The following is a 14,965-nucleotide window of genomic DNA, read 5'->3' on the forward strand; positions in this document are numbered from 1 at the left end:
TAAACCCACTGGGAGAAAATTATGTCTACTGAAACTATTCGCGGTATGGACCACGTTGGCATCACCGTTTCTGATATTGATGAGGCGACGCGCTTCTTTGAAGAAGCCTTTGGTGCAGAAGTTATCTATGACTCCGTTTCACGATCGGATGACGATGTGAAAGGGGAAGAGACGGAAAACATCCTCAATCTGTTTCCGGGAACACGTATCACCACGGTCAGGATGATGACGCTGAAGCACGGGCCGGGGCTTGAGCTTTTTGAGATGAAGGGGCCAGAGCAGAATCAACCTGTGCGGCCAAGCGACTACGGGTTACAGCATTTCGCCGTATACGTTGATGATATTAATGAGGCCATCAGCCTGTTTGAACGTGCCGGGGGGAAAATGTTTACCTCTCCTCAACCGCTGATGTTTCCAACTGAGGTCGGAGATAATAACTTCTTCTGTTATGGCCGCACGCCGTGGGGCAGCGTCATAGAGCTGATCTCTCTACCCTCAAGAATGCCTTATGAAGATCACACGTCTTTGCGCCGCTGGAAGCCCTGAATTCGACTGGGTGCGTCAGAACAGGCGTACCCATAAGATTTGAACGTCCGTTCCTCGCGGACGTCATGCACTCGCTTGTCTGCTCTGTGCCAACAGCGGACGTCACACCTATCGCGCAGGTTAATTTTTCAGGGAAGAGGCCATATTACGAAACGGCTTTCTCTCGGGAAGCGCGCATGGCTTCAAGGCCAACACGTTGTCCGTAAGAGAGTTCTAATGTATTGCCATCAGGGTCAGCCAGGAAAACAAAATAGCCCACCGGCTGGCCAAACTCCTCTGGCGCTTTCCTCAGGAAGCCGTCAGCAACGGCCATCGCTGTTTTACGATCGACCTCCGCCCGGGTAGCACAGGCTACGCCAAGATGGCCAAAATTACCCAGTGGAGTGTCAGTGACATTATCTGCCTGTACCAGAACCAGTACAAAGGGGCGAGTCCGATCGCTTAACCAAGCCACTTTACGGGCATCCGGGACGTCAGGTTGACGGGCATGTATAACCTCCATTTCGGCATAGCGACGGTAGAAATTAATGCTCTTGTCCAAATCTCTGACCACAAACGCAACATGCGTAAAACCCGTATCAATATCGTTCATATTCAGCACACTCCGGCGTAAATTCAGGAAGGTCATCATAAAAGCTCAAGTTAACCTGAGGTCAAGATAAAGACGTCCTGCACCGCTACGCTAAGTTAATATCACTTAGCCTGAGTGTGCTTATTATGAATCAAGTGCCTTGTGTCCCCGAATCGCCTGGGAACAGGGTTAGACGTCCGCTCCTCGCTCATTGCGAACCTTTACTAACCAGAGGTCCGCTTCCGCTGTGAGCCAGGAACGGGCTTTGCAATTTGAAAAGTGTGCTAAAAATTTAAGTTTATAAACTTTGTAAATTCCCTAAACGTCAAAACAGAAGAGCGAAAAATGCAAATTAAAAAGCTTATGGATCACCCTGTTTATCTTGCTCAAACTTCAGGCTTACTTTTTAGGGAGTGGTCTTGCCTGCCTTTATGGGCAGACGAAGAACAAATTCGAGCACGGCTCATTGAGCGGAATTCTTGTGATGACCGCCAGGTTACCCTGATCGTGATTGATGCAGAAAACAATGTTATCGCAGCAGGTAGTCTCATTCACTTTGAGCTTAGTGATAACCCCCAGCGTATGCACTGGCTGGGAGAAGTCATCACCACGCCTTCACATCGCGGTCAGGGATTAGGATCCGCGCTGGTTAAAGAATTGATTAAACATGCATCTGAGCAAAATATTGCTGAACTGTGGCTTTACACGCCGGACATGCAGTCTTTGTACCGCAAGCTGGGATGGGAGGACAAAGAGATTCGGATTGTAGCCGGAGAGACTGTTACCGTGATGGCCTTAAATTTGCGCAAATAATAAATTAGTTTAAGCTCGATTGCGCTTGAATCTCCACGGCATCGGCAGCCATCTTTTAAGCTGGCTACCGTAATTTATGCCCATCAAAGAACTCAGGTAACGTCCGCTTCTCGCTCACAGCGGACTTTTAGCCGGCCAAAATGTCCGTTCCGTGCCAAGAGCGATGATGGACTAGTGAAAACCCCATTTTAATGAGGAGCGTGTATCTGACAGATTCCTATTCGATACGTTTCACATCAGGATGACGCTCTGTTGCTGACTCATGAAAAATATCGCCCAGCCAGCCCGGTATTTCGGTTTCTGTCATATCGTCCGGAATAGCAATGTCGTAAAGCCGGGAGAATTTTCGTTCCGTCAGGTCTGCGCGGAATACCAGCCAGCGACCACCTTCACGCTTGACCCCAATATGTCGTCCAAAAACGTTGTATATTAACACCCTGGTACCCCTTTTAAGAATTGTGCAACTTGGATGGTATGCTCAACTTATGATGATTAGTTCATCAATAGATGCACACTGTCTACCCTTCGCTCAGAGCGGACCTTGCGCCCAAGTCATTCCGCTCTGTGCCAACAGCGGATATTGTTCCCTCGCAATATTATGCGTTAATCACTGGGGATCAGGTCGTTCTCTATGAAACCGATACGTTTTCCGAATGCCAGTTAAACGCCAACGTGGTGACTGGTAAGAGAATTACTGACGTAGCGGTGAATCACCAATGCTGGTGGGTCATTCGCAGGAGGAGCGTTTACTGTTCCAAACCAGACAGGATTAGCCGGGCAGACGGAGCCACAAATGTAGGCAGGTATGTCCGCAAACGTACCCGCTATGGGTCTGTGGACATGGCCTGTAGAAATGGCGAGTAGTCTGCCCGGGGCGCGTCTTATCAAATCTTCCATCTCAGGTAGACCTCTGCACATCGTTTCGTCTAGCGTTGGTATGCCGGATGCAAATACATGATGGTGCAAAAACAGCAATGAAGGAGGGCTGTCTGCGTCGCTAAGTTGATTATCCAACCATTCCAGATGGTCAGTCACACTGCCGTAATCCTTATAATCAATCGTCGAATCCAGACCAATCAGGCGAATGCCTCCTATGTCATGGACAAAGTGCAGAGCCTCTCCTTGGGCATCGTGCGCCCATCTGTTCTCATCCCAAACAGAACGCATCATACTGCGGTCGTCAGAGTTACCTGCCAGTATCAACGAAGGATAATTTTGCTGATTCAGGCGGTCGGCTATCTGTTTAAAACCTTCCAGCCAATGCCCATCCGTTAGATCACCGGTAAGTACCAGTACATCTGGTTTCAGATGCGTAAGCCAATTTAGTACCTGGTCAAACCGAAACAGGTGATCATTTTCAGGTGAGGCGTGAATGTCTGAAACCTGTGCTATCAGCATAAAGACCTCATATAATTATTGTGTGGAGAACAAGATCACAATGAATCGTTAAGTTCAATTCCGACTACTTAGAACTAATGTGAGTATGGATGCGTAATTTCAGCTCCTCGCTCATAGTTGCTCTTGATCCTTTAACGGATAGGTCTGATTAGCAACGTACCTTAAAGATTCAAGAAATCTTTATTTCGGGGTCAGCTTTGTGCCGCCACAATTTTTTGCTCATAAACACCGTCTTTCCACCCATGAATGGTTCTCGTCTATCGATCTCATATCCTAGCGCCGCATATAACGTAATGTTCGCCTCGAATGCTTCGTTCGTCTGCAGGCGAATTTCCCCGATCTCCGCCTGAGCTGCTTTACCTTCAACATGCGAAAGCAATCTCCGGCCGATCCCAATTCCTTGCCAGAGAGGATGTACCGCAACATTTTCTATCCAAAGATGATCGGCATGCAGCTGTATTTCGATGAGGCCAACGGCATCCCCTGCGATAATGGCCAGGTAAATGTCATGCTCACGTACGGCTTTATTAAAATCGGCCGTCATCGGAGTCGGTTCACGACCAATGACCGAAATCCACTTGGAATAGGCCGCAAGGACTATTTCACGAACCAATTCCGCATCGTTTTCTTCCGCGCGGCGGAACAAAACGGTGATGTCAGGCGATTTACTCATTTAAAATCCTTGAAACTCCGCTGCCACTAACTATGTGCAACATAGCAGGTTGTAGTGTTTTTTGAATAACTAACTCCGCTCACACCTTCGACTCAATGCGCTGGATGGCGTGATTTATTGCTGGTAACTTGTGGCTGTTTTCCAAAAAGGAATTTCAAATGACTACTGAAATGCAGGACGATAATATTCATATTCGTGCCGCCAGGAATAGCTATTTAATAATTATTGCCAGATTTATCTCTGATTTTGGCGCTTTTCTGAATATGGTGGTGCTATCCACCTATGTGTACTTGCTGAGTCAGAGTGTAATGCATGTGAGCATATTCCTGGCCTGTAGGGTGACTGGTGGGATCGTCGCCAGTGCAGTGGGGATTCCTTTTTTTCGCCGTTTTTACGGGCGCTTATCTTTAGTGGTTTTTGACCTTGCGCGCGCTGCGCTATTAGCCTTGCTGTTAATTTTGCCTGCGTCAACCCAGCTTTATATATTGCCTTTCATTGCGCTGGGTATTGGACTGGGAAATTCGATGTTCGCAATCGGTCTTAACAGTCAACTTCCCTGGTGGGTCAACGAATCCCGGCGTGTATCAACAAACGCTGGGTTAACTTCTGCATCCGCTATGGGGGCTGTTGCGGGAAGCCTGGTGTCGGGGATCCTCCTGGCGACAAGTGGTTATCAAATTGTGTTTGCCGCGAATATTGTGACTTACCTGGTGGCCGGGTTATGCATACTGCCTTTACGCTTTTTGGTACATCCTGTTGCGAGTGCAACAAATCCGCATCGTAAAGAATGGCGTAATCTGGTCACCGGGCTGCGAACGACTCCGCTGTTGGCCGGCATGTTGCTGGTAACGATGGCCGATACTTTAGGCAGTGCTGCCCACAACGTAGGCTTTCCCATTATCTCCGAGCTTTTGACACCCGAATCAGCCGGGAAAACCATGGGTCTTTTGCTGGCCGTTTGGGCCGCTGGGAAATTCGCCGGGGCGCGTCTGGCAAACTCTCTGTTAGTGCGTAGCGGGATGCGTACGGACAGGCTTTTTTTCTGTGGCGTGGCATCTATGTCACTGGGTTTTATCTTTACCTTTCAACAAACTGGCATCCCACCGGCACTGATTTTTATCGCACTGGCAGGTGTGGGGGATGGACTGGCGGACGTAAGTCTGATTTCGCGTATCCAAAGTGAGCCTGAATCATTGCGGTTGCCTGTTTTTAGCCTGATGACTCTCCTGCAAATGACAGGATTTGGCGTTGGGATGTTAATTGTCGCGCCATTTTATATCTGGTTTACCCCCGCAGTGGTCATTGTCATTTTTCATGGCATCCCATTACTGACATTAACAGCCGTACTGCTTTACGTTCGGACTCGCTTAATCGAGCGAAATCACCCGTGAAGGACTGAGTGACCCAAACGCTGCCTTTCCCCGTACCGGCAGCGCAGAACTTGAAAAGCAAAAAGCCCGCTCAGGTTTCCCTGAGCGGGCTTTTCAATGTATGGCTCCTCTGACTGGACTCGAACCAGTGACATACGGATTAACAGTCCGCCGTTCTACCGACTGAACTACAGAGGAATTGTTTCAACGGGGCGCATGTTATCGGCAGCACCGTCGCTTGTCAAAGGGCGAATGCAAAAATCGCGTGCGTTTGCTGGCAAAACCAGCGAATCGCCGTTTTTCCCACCCGCCTGCTCAAAATGCAATCTCATGCGCCAGATCTCACTTTGATCGGAATCCTTTGCCGATGTTAGAGGTGTGTCAAATTTTTGTTATTTGTCGATTTTAAAACAGGCGTTTCGGTGGTTTCATATTGAAAATTTCATATGACGTTATTATGAAACAAATGAACTGGTTCGCAGGCTGATGGTAACGGGCGGCCAGATTAAGATCGAAATAGCAGGTTTAACATGATGATTTACTACGAGTAATTGAAAGGAGCGTTTCCAGCAGTCGGGTCTTACCTTAAGCATGATTTACCCTACATTTTACTGAAGCCGTCGGTGAAGTTGAGTGAATGTAAAAGAAATTTTCATTCGATGTAACAACCAGCCTGCGCATACTAACGATAAAAAGGGCTTAGCCATGAACGTGAAAAAAACGATTTTAGCGTCGCTGTTAGTGTGTATGTTACCCGTTTCCGTCTTCGCAAAAGATTTGCAGGTCGGTGTTTCTATGGCGCTGTTTGATGACAACTTTCTGACCATTCTGCGTACCTCCATGCAGAAAGAGATGCAGAAAGAGGGCGTGAAAGGGCAGGTTGAAGACGCTAAGGGTGATGTCGCACAGCAGCTTTCCCAGGTGCAGAACTTTATCGGCCAGGGCGTTGACGCCATCATCGTCAACCCGGTGGATACCAACGCCGTGAAGCCGATTATGGACCTGGCGGCGAAAGCCAGCATCCCGCTGATCTTCGTGAACCGCGAACCGGCTCAGCCGCTGGTGGACAAAATGGCCTATGTTGGCTCGGATTCTGAGCTGGCCGGTCGTCTGCAGATGGAAGCGCTGGCAAAAAACATGAACTATAAAGGCAACGTCGCCATCCTCCTCGGTGACCTTGCCAACGAATCCACCCGTAAACGTACCGCCGGCGTGAAAGCGATCATCGCCAAATACCCAGGTATGAAAGTCACCAAAGAACAAACCGCTAAATTCACCCGTAACGATGCCGTCGATGTGGTCAGCAACTGGTTAACTGCCGGTGATGACATTAACGCGATTGCCGCTAACAACGATGAAATGGCGATCGGTGCCCTGCAGGCGCTGGGTAAAAACGAGGGTCACATCCTGGTTGCCGGCGTCGATGGTACGCCAGATGCATTGCAGATGATTAAAAACGGCAAGATGGTCGCGACCGTGTTCCAGGATGCCAAGGGTCAAGGCGAGGGTGCAGTGAAAACTGCGGTGAAGTTGGCCAATGGTGAAAAAGTGCAGAAGATCGTGGATATCCCATTCCAGCTGATCACCAAAGACAACTACGAAAAATTCACCAGCATGAACCAAAAATAACCCCGCCGTACGGAGGTGAAGAATGGCCGCATATGCGCTTGAAGCCGAAGGCATCAGCAAGTTTTTTCCGGGCGTAAAAGCATTAAGTAATGTCTCTTTACGCGTGAAGGCAGGAACTGTCCATGCGCTGATGGGCGAAAATGGCGCGGGCAAATCCACTTTAATGAAGTGCCTCATCGGGATTTACCGTCCCGATGAGGGACAAATAAAAGTTAAAGGGGAGCCGGTGCAGTTTGTCGACACCATGGACGCGCTGCGTTCAGGTATCTCGATGATCCATCAGGAACTCAATTTAGTCCCTCATATGACCGTTGCCGAAAATATCTGGCTGGGTCGTGAGCCGATGAAGTATGGCTTTGTCGACCACGGCAAACTCAACAAGATGACCAAAGAGCTGCTGGCGAAACTGAATATTCGCCTGACGCCGGAGCGGATGGTCGGGGAGTTAAGCATCGCTTCCCAGCAAATGGTGGAGATTGCCAAAGCGGTGTCGTGGAATGCCGACGTGGTGATCATGGACGAACCGACCTCGGCGCTGACCGAAACGGAAGTCTCGCACCTGTTTGCCATCATTCGTGACCTGCGTGAGCAAGGCAAAGCCATCATCTATATCAGCCACAAAATGGATGAGATCTTTGCCATTACCGATGAAGTCAGCGTGTTCCGTGATGGCGCGTGGGTGGGCAGCGACAGTACCGCCAGCTATTCCCGCCAGTCACTGATTACCCAGATGGTCGGGCGCGAACTGACCCAGCTGTTCCCGAAATTCAACAATGATATTGGCCAGGACGTGCTGACGGTACGCAATCTGTATCGCAAGGACGTGTTCCATGACATCAGCTTCAGCGTGCGTCGCGGTGAAATCCTCGGCGTGGCCGGGCTGGTGGGTGCCGGCCGCAGTGAGGTGATGGAAAGCCTGTTTGGCATGACCAGCATCGACGGCGGCGAAATCCTGATTGACGGCGTGCCAACCAAAATCGATTCGCCTTCCACGGCGATTGAAAAAGGGCTGGCGTTCCTGACCGAGGATCGCAAAAAGTCCGGGCTGTTTCTGGTGCTGTCGGTGATGGAGAACATGAGCATCGTCAACATGCCGGAGTACAGCAGTAAGGGCGGTTTCGTCAGTCATGTGCAGATGGCGAAAGACTGCATGGAGCAAATCCGGCGACTGAACATCAAAACGCCGACCATGGACCAAATCATCAACAACCTGAGTGGCGGTAACCAGCAGAAGGTGCTGATTGCGCGCTGGCTGCTGGCGCAGCCAAAAGTCCTGATCCTCGATGAGCCAACACGCGGCATCGATGTGGGCGCCAAGGCGGAAATTTACCGCCTGATAAGCGAACTGGCGAACCGTGGCGTCGCCATCATTATGGTCTCTTCTGAACTGCCTGAGATTCTGGGCATGAGTGACCGGGTGATGGTGATGCACGGCGGTCGTATTACCGGCATCCTCGATAAAGAAGAGGCTGACCAGGAAACCATTTTGTCGTTGGCGTCCGAGTAAGGACGTAAGGTAACCCTATGAGTGATGTAAAAATGACAACTCAACAGCCGGCCCCCTCGGCTTCTGTATTCTCCAGTCTGAAAGGCAAATTGCCGAAAGACACCGGTATCTTTATCGTGATGGTCGGCATTGCGCTGATCTTTGAAGCCTTCGGTTGGTATGTGCGTGACCAGTCGTTTCTGATGAACCCAAATCGCCTGGTGCTGATCGTGCTGCAGGTGGCGATTATCGGGATCATTGCCGTGGGGGTGACGCAGGTCATTATTACCACGGGGATCGACCTGTCGTCCGGGTCGGTGATTGCGTTAACCGCGGTGGTGGCGGCCAGTCTGGCACAAACCTCCGACAGCCTGACGCCAATGTATCCGTCGCTGGTGAACCTGCCTGCGGTGGTACCGATTGTCGCGGGGGTGGGGGTCGGGTTCCTCGCTGGGGTGATCAACGGCGTGCTGATCACCCGCACCGGCATCCCTCCTTTTATTGCCACACTGGGGATGATGGTATCGGCGCGCGGTCTGGCGCAGTATTACACCCAGGGTAACCCTATCAGCTTCCTGTCTGATGGCTTCACCTCGATTGGTCAGGGCGCGATGCCGGTGATCATCTTCCTGGTGGTGGCGGTGATCTTCCACATTGCCCTCAAGCATACGCGTTACGGTAAATATGTTTACGCCATTGGCGGCAACATGACCTCGGCGAAGGTGTCCGGGATTAACGTTAACAAATACCTGATCATCGTTTATACCATCGCCGGTGGCCTGTCCGGTCTGGCCGGTGTGGTGCTGGCGGCGCGCGTCAGTAGCGGTCAGTCAAGCATGGGGATGTCGTACGAACTGGATGCGATTGCCGCAGCGGTTATTGGCGGCAGCAGCCTGATGGGCGGCGTCGGTCGCATCACCGGTACGCTGATTGGTGCGGTGATTCTCGGGCTGATCAAGAGCGGCTTCACCTTCGTCGGCGTCGATGCTTACGTTCAGGACATCATTAAAGGCATCATCATTGTGGCCGCAGTTTCCATCGATATGTACCGCAACCGCAAGAAACGCTAAGTCATTCTGCAACACGCGCTCAGGGCCAGAACATCACTGTTCTGGCCCTTTCGACGACGTGGTAACGGTTACATGCACGCCTGGACAGCAATTTTTGCACCAATGCAGTGCGCCAATCCTGTCTTTCTCCCCCACCAAGGTATAAATAATTATGATTAACCCTAAAGGGGTAATCAGATTCTCTTATTTTACCGCCTGTTAGCCATAAGCTGACCCTGATAACTCCCCTTAAGAAAATTCTGGCACGGTGATTGCAATTATCTCAGTGCACCAGAGTGAAAACTTATTTCTTACGCCAGTGAAAATGGCATTCGGGGATCCGTGACGGAGGCAACATGAACTTACGACGACTCAAATATTTCGTAAAAATCGTCGACATCGGCAGCCTGACTCAGGCCGCAGAAGTCCTGCATATTGCACAGCCTGCCCTAAGCCAGCAGGTCGCGACGCTTGAGAATGAACTGGACCAGCAATTGTTGATCCGCACCAAGCGTGGCGTGACGCCAACCGAAGCGGGCAAGATCCTCTATTCACATGCCCGTACCATTTTGCGCCAGTGTGAGCAGGCGCAGACCGCGGTAATCAATGCCGGTCAGTCACTGAATGGTCAGGTCTCTATTGGACTTGCACCGGGCACCGCAGCGTCATCGCTGACCATGCCGTTACTGCAAACCGTGCGTGAGCAATTCCCGGATGTGCTGGTCTATCTGCATGAGAACAGCGGCTCGTCATTAAACGAAAAAGTGATGAATGGGCAGCTTGACATGGCGGTGCTCTACGATCGTGCGCCTACGGCTGGCATCACCAGCATGCCGCTGATGAAAGAAGAATTGTATCTGGTTGGCGCAACGGACTGTCCAGGACAGACCATTGACCTGGCCGACGTGGCGCTGATGAACCTGTTCCTGCCGCGTGATTACAGCGCCGTGCGTAAACGCGTTGATGAAGCCTTCTCACTGCGTCGCCTCAGCGCCCGCATTATCGGTGAAATCGAATCTATCGCCACGCTGACCGCCGCCGTTTCCAGCGGAATGGGTGTCACCGTGCTGCCAGAATCTGCTGCCCGTGCGCTGGTCAGTTCGACCAATGCGTGGATGGCGCGAATTAACAGCCCAACGCTGAATCTGCCGCTGTCGCTGAACGTCTCTGCCCGCGTGCCGCTGTCGCCATCGGCGCAGGCGGTGAAAAATATTCTGTTATCGCTGCTGAACAAGCCGGTGGTCGAAGACCGCGAACTGATGTTAGTGAGCTAATCCCCTCTGTCGGGCGCGCGGTTGCGCGCCTCACTTCTTAGCACTAAAAAGCATATAAAACCTTTTTTTATTATTTGTTGATATCGATTAGCCTCCTTAACATGTCGTTATCCAACAGAAAACAGAAAGGGGCGCGCGCGTGAATTTTCAACAGCTTAAAATCATCAGGGAAGCCGCACGCTGCGACTTTAATCTTACCGAAGTTGCCAATACGTTATTCACTTCGCAATCCGGCGTCAGTCGCCATATCCGGGATCTGGAAGATGAACTGGGCGTGGAGTTGTTTATCCGTCGTGGCAAACGCCTGCTCGGCATGACCGAACCCGGTAAAGCGCTGTTGACCATTGCTGAACGCATCCTCGATGAAGCGGGCAAGGTGCGCCGCCTGGCGGACGTCTTCACCAATGAATCCAGTGGGGTGCTGACCATCGCCACCACCCACACCCAGGCACGCTATTCTTTGCCGAAGGTGATCAAAGCCTTCCGCGCGCTCTATCCCAATGTCCGCGTTGAACTGAATCAGGGATCTCCGCAGGAGATCGTTACCATGCTGGCCGCGGGCGAAGCCGATGTCGGGATCGCCAGCGAGCAGGTAGTGAATAACCCGGCGCTGGCCGCTTTCCCGTGGTTTAACTGGCATCATGCGCTGCTGGTGCCGAAAGGGCATGAGCTGGAGCAGCAGCAGCCGGTCTCGCTGGAAGCGCTGAGCCGCTATCCGTTAATCACCTACCGCCAGGGCATCACCGGACGTTCGCGCGTTGACCGCGCCTTCCATTCTGCCAGCCTGAAGCCGGACATCGTGTTAAGCGCGCAGGATTCCGACGTGGTGAAAACCTATGTCGAATTAGGCTTAGGTGTCGGCGTGCTGGCCGATCAGGCCTGCCAGCTGGACGAGCATTCGTCGCTGACCCGACTGGAAGCCAAGCATCTGTTCGAGTCCAACACCGTCTGGCTGGGGTTGAAGCGCGGCCAGCTGCAGCGTAACTTTGTCTGGCAATTCCTTGAGTTGTGCAACGCCAATCTGTCGCTGGAAGAGATCAAGCGTCAGGCGCTGGCAGTCACCACCGAGGAGCCGGTTCTCGACTTCCAGATCTGACCGTTCAGGCTCGCCTGAAGCAAAAACAGTTGAAAAAGAAGCGCAAATACGCCCATTCTCATCACCCGAGATGGGCGTTTTTTTTGCCTTCAGCCGTAGAGGAAAAAGCATGAGTTACCCGATTTGCGCACTGCAGGACCGGCATCTTCAACAGGCCTTTGCTCTGACCCAACACCTTAAGTGGCCGCACCGGCTGGCCGACTGGCAACAGGCGCTACAGCTGGGCGAGGGGATCGCCGTGGAACAGGACGGTGAACTGCTGGGCACGACAATTTTCTGGCGCTGGGGTGAGGATTACGCGTCGATTGGACTGGTGATTGTCGCCGACCAGGCGCAGGGCATAGGAATTGGCAAGCAGCTGATGCAAACCGCGCTGCACAAGCTGGAAGGGCGCAATGCGCGCCTGCACGCCACGGAAATGGGGCAACCGCTGTACGAGAAGCTGGGATTTGTCGCCTGTGGGCACATTGAACAGCATCAGTGCCGTGAACTGGCCGAAGTGATCCCGCTGTTACCTGAACAGGGGCAGCTGCTGCGGCCTGCCTGCCGTGACGATTTGGCGCTGATGACCACGTTGGATCGTCAGGCGCACGGCCAATACCGGCTGCAGCTTATCGACACCCTGTTCGACAGCGCAGAGCGAATTTTACTGCTGGAAGAGCAGGGCACGGTGCAAGGTTTTGCCTGCCTGCGGCGTTTTGGTTACGGCTATAGCGTTGGGCCGGTGATCTGCCGCGATCTCCCGCGCGCGAAGGTGCTGATTAGCGCGCTGCTGGCGGGATTGCAGGGGCAGTTCGTTCGCCTCGATACCAGCAGCGAAAACGGCCTCGGCGACTGGCTGAATACGCTGGGTTTGCTGGAAGTTGACCGTCCGGTGGCGATGATCCACGGCAAACCCTGGCAGCCGCAAGGAATGCTGGCGTTTGGCTTAATGTCGCAGGCGATGGCCTGATGAATATCCTCTATAAATCCGCCTCTGAACGCGGCGAACTGTGGGCGGATTTGCTGGCGAAACTGGCCCCGGACGCCAGCTTCCGCCAGTGGCCAGACATCGGCGATCCTGCAAGCATCGACTATCTGGTGGCCTGGCAGCCGCCGGAGGAGATCTTGCAGCAGTTCCCGAATCTGAAGGTGCTGTTCTCGGTGGGTGCCGGGGCCGACCAGTTTGATTATTCCCACCTGCCGCCAGAACTGCCGGTGGTGCGGATGATCGAACCGGGCCTAACCCAGGGCATGGTGGAATACGTCACCTTCACCGTGCTCGGTTTGCACCGCAATATGCCGCGCTATCTGCATCAGCAGCGTCAGCAGCTGTGGCTCGGCCATGGCAGCAAACCCGCGGCAGACTGTCGGGTGGGGGTGATGGGTGTTGGCGAACTGGGCGAGGCGGCCTTAGCGCCGCTGGTGCAACTGGGCTTCGACTGCGCCGGCTGGAGCCGCTCGGCGAAAGCCATCCCCGGCGTCAGCAGCTTTGTCGGTGACGCCCAGCTTGGCGCGTTTCTGGCCCGCAGCGATATCCTGATTTGCCTGCTGCCGCTGACGCCCGCCACCGAAGGCATCCTGAATGCTTCGCTGTTCAGCCAGCTGCCGCCGGGCGCGTCGCTGGTGCAGGTGGGGCGCGGCAAGCATCTTCATCATCAACACCTGCTGGACGCGCTGGAAAGTGGTCAGCTGCAGGCGGCGGTGATTGACGTCACTTCGCCAGAACCGCTGCCGCAAGATCATCCGTTCTGGACCCATCCGGCCATCTGGCTGACGCCGCATATCGCCAGCCAGACCCAGCCCGAAAGTGCGGTGCGTGCGCTGCTGGAGAATATTCGCCGCTTTGAACGGGGCGAAACGATGATCGGCCTGGTTGACCGGTCGCGGGGTTATTAAGCACAACAAAGGCCGCCACGGAATCTTCGCTAATGCCTTCATCGGCCCGACTGCCGCGGCTCCGCGTCGGTCGGGACATACTTTCGCACAAAGCAACCAGGCAGCGAGGCGTTTCAGCAACTACGCTTTGGGTCATGCTTTTCCCCACTGCGTTCGTGGTGGGGTTCTCATTTTCAACACTGCAGAACTGAGGATAACAACATGGCTACTGACAAGAATCCCGTCTGGTTTATTACCGGCTGCTCAACAGGTTTTGGGCGCGAACTGGTAAAAGAGCTGTTGAAACAGAATTACCGCGTAGTGGTCACCGCGCGGGATAAATCAAAAATTGAGGATTTGGTGACCGGCGTGGAAGATCGCGCGCTGGCACTGGCGCTGGACGTGACCGACAGCAGCACCATTAAAAAAGGGGTTGAGGCGGCGCTGGCGAAATTCGGCACCATCGATGTGCTGGTCAATAACGCCGGCTATGGCTATCAGACCTCGGTGGAAGAGGGTGAAGAGCAGGAAATCCGCGCCCAGTTTGATGCCAACGTCTTTGGCCTGTTTGCCATGACCCGCGAAGTGCTGCCGACCATGCGTAAATCGGGCAGCGGACACATTATCAATATCACCTCGGTGGCGGGCATTATTGGCTTCCCAGGCTCGGGCTATTACTCTGCCAGCAAACATGCGGTAGAAGGCTGGTCAGATTCCCTGCTGGCGGAAGTGGGTCCGTTAGGCATTCACGTCACCTGTGTCGAGCCGGGACCGTTCCGCACCGACTGGGCCGGACGTTCATTGCATCAGACGCCAAGCAAAATTAATGATTACGAGGAAACCGCCGCCGCCAGGATGAAAGGCACCGCCGAAAACAGCGGCAAGCAGGCGGGCGATCCGGTGCGCGCCGCGCAGGCAATGATTGCCATCACCCACACCGACGATGCGCCGCGGCATCTGGTGATGGGCGCCTGGGGTCACGATGCGGTAACGGCGAAACTCAAAGCGCGTCTTTCCCAGGTTGAAGCCTGGAAAGATACCTCGGTCGGCACTGATTTTCCGAAATGATTTTTTCCCGAGAACGCCGTCAGGCGTTCTCTATTTTGTGCATATAAAGAGCAATATCTGGTTATCAGCACAAAAATCAGGGATAGCTATTTTCCGGCATAAGTTACCCTTTATTTGTATTTCTCTTTTTCCCGC

15 protein-coding genes and 1 tRNA gene are annotated in these 14,965 nt (G+C 53.0%); 11 read left to right on the plus strand and 5 right to left on the minus strand.

What is annotated here, in order from left to right:
• Window positions 1-21: 21 nt before the first annotated feature.
• Window positions 22-546, plus strand: a complete 525-nt coding sequence (locus ACXKZG_RS08140) for a VOC family protein (protein WP_049089393.1) — start codon at window positions 22-24, stop codon at window positions 544-546.
• A gap of 145 nt (window positions 547-691) precedes the next feature.
• On the opposite strand, the gene ACXKZG_RS08145 is transcribed toward ACXKZG_RS08140, so the two are convergent.
• The gene (locus ACXKZG_RS08145) at window positions 692-1,138 is read right to left on the minus strand and encodes a VOC family protein (RefSeq protein WP_488876237.1); all 447 of its coding nucleotides are present in this window, start codon (window positions 1,136-1,138) and stop codon (window positions 692-694) included.
• A gap of 324 nt (window positions 1,139-1,462) precedes the next feature.
• On the opposite strand from ACXKZG_RS08145, the gene ACXKZG_RS08150 reads away from it, so the two are divergent.
• The gene (locus tag ACXKZG_RS08150; protein ID WP_013202855.1) at window positions 1,463-1,930 is read left to right on the plus strand and encodes a GNAT family N-acetyltransferase; all 468 of its coding nucleotides are present in this window, start codon (window positions 1,463-1,465) and stop codon (window positions 1,928-1,930) included.
• A 217-nt stretch (window positions 1,931-2,147) separates the two neighbouring features.
• Here the strand turns inward: ACXKZG_RS08150 and ACXKZG_RS08155 are convergent, their stop codons facing one another.
• The 3 genes from ACXKZG_RS08155 to ACXKZG_RS08165 all read right to left on the minus strand — a co-directional run bounded on the left by ACXKZG_RS08155 (window position 2,148) and on the right by ACXKZG_RS08165 (window position 4,001).
• Window positions 2,148-2,366: a DUF7661 family protein gene (locus ACXKZG_RS08155; RefSeq protein WP_346597762.1), complete on the minus strand. Its 219-nt coding sequence runs from the start codon at window positions 2,364-2,366 to the stop codon at window positions 2,148-2,150.
• Between the two features lie 224 nt (window positions 2,367-2,590).
• Complete coding sequence (locus tag ACXKZG_RS08160; RefSeq protein WP_488875978.1) at window positions 2,591-3,328, minus strand: metallophosphoesterase; 738 nt, start codon at window positions 3,326-3,328, stop codon at window positions 2,591-2,593.
• A gap of 169 nt (window positions 3,329-3,497) precedes the next feature.
• Window positions 3,498-4,001: a GNAT family N-acetyltransferase gene (locus tag ACXKZG_RS08165; protein ID WP_488875979.1), complete on the minus strand. Its 504-nt coding sequence runs from the start codon at window positions 3,999-4,001 to the stop codon at window positions 3,498-3,500.
• Window positions 4,002-4,159: 158 nt separating this feature from the next.
• Between ACXKZG_RS08165 and ACXKZG_RS08170 the strand changes: the two genes are divergently transcribed.
• Window positions 4,160-5,392, plus strand: a complete 1,233-nt coding sequence (locus ACXKZG_RS08170; RefSeq protein ID WP_488875980.1) for an MFS transporter — start codon at window positions 4,160-4,162, stop codon at window positions 5,390-5,392.
• A gap of 101 nt (window positions 5,393-5,493) precedes the next feature.
• On the opposite strand, the gene ACXKZG_RS08175 is transcribed toward ACXKZG_RS08170, so the two are convergent.
• A tRNA-Asn gene (locus ACXKZG_RS08175) sits at window positions 5,494-5,569 on the minus strand.
• 507 nt (window positions 5,570-6,076) lie between these two features.
• Between ACXKZG_RS08175 and ACXKZG_RS08180 the strand changes: the two genes are divergently transcribed.
• The 8 genes from ACXKZG_RS08180 to ACXKZG_RS08215 all read left to right on the plus strand — a co-directional run bounded on the left by ACXKZG_RS08180 (window position 6,077) and on the right by ACXKZG_RS08215 (window position 14,830).
• A complete protein-coding gene (locus tag ACXKZG_RS08180; RefSeq protein WP_338574487.1) occupies window positions 6,077-7,000 on the plus strand; it encodes a sugar ABC transporter substrate-binding protein in 924 nt (307 codons plus the stop codon).
• Window positions 7,001-7,022: 22 nt separating this feature from the next.
• Window positions 7,023-8,507, plus strand: a complete 1,485-nt coding sequence (locus ACXKZG_RS08185; RefSeq protein ID WP_013202836.1) for a sugar ABC transporter ATP-binding protein — start codon at window positions 7,023-7,025, stop codon at window positions 8,505-8,507.
• 17 nt (window positions 8,508-8,524) lie between these two features.
• Complete coding sequence (locus ACXKZG_RS08190) at window positions 8,525-9,556, plus strand: ABC transporter permease (RefSeq protein ID WP_041692054.1); 1,032 nt, start codon at window positions 8,525-8,527, stop codon at window positions 9,554-9,556.
• A 335-nt stretch (window positions 9,557-9,891) separates the two neighbouring features.
• Window positions 9,892-10,809, plus strand: coding sequence for a nitrogen assimilation transcriptional regulator NAC (nac, locus tag ACXKZG_RS08195; RefSeq protein ID WP_053142226.1), 918 nt, complete (start codon window positions 9,892-9,894; stop codon window positions 10,807-10,809).
• A 139-nt stretch (window positions 10,810-10,948) separates the two neighbouring features.
• Window positions 10,949-11,905: an HTH-type transcriptional regulator Cbl gene (cbl, locus tag ACXKZG_RS08200; protein WP_013202833.1), complete on the plus strand. Its 957-nt coding sequence runs from the start codon at window positions 10,949-10,951 to the stop codon at window positions 11,903-11,905.
• A 109-nt stretch (window positions 11,906-12,014) separates the two neighbouring features.
• The gene (locus ACXKZG_RS08205; RefSeq protein WP_488875981.1) at window positions 12,015-12,857 is read left to right on the plus strand and encodes a GNAT family N-acetyltransferase; all 843 of its coding nucleotides are present in this window, start codon (window positions 12,015-12,017) and stop codon (window positions 12,855-12,857) included.
• On the plus strand, window positions 12,857-13,783 hold the full coding sequence (locus ACXKZG_RS08210) for a 2-hydroxyacid dehydrogenase (protein ID WP_488875982.1): 927 nt from the start codon (window positions 12,857-12,859) through the stop codon (window positions 13,781-13,783). The genes ACXKZG_RS08205 and ACXKZG_RS08210 overlap by 1 nt, the downstream gene beginning before the upstream one ends.
• A 201-nt stretch (window positions 13,784-13,984) precedes the next feature.
• Window positions 13,985-14,830: an oxidoreductase gene (locus tag ACXKZG_RS08215; RefSeq protein WP_488875983.1), complete on the plus strand. Its 846-nt coding sequence runs from the start codon at window positions 13,985-13,987 to the stop codon at window positions 14,828-14,830.
• Window positions 14,831-14,965: the final 135 nt, after the last annotated feature.

It is taken from the genome of Erwinia sp. 2186 (assembly GCF_057812255.1).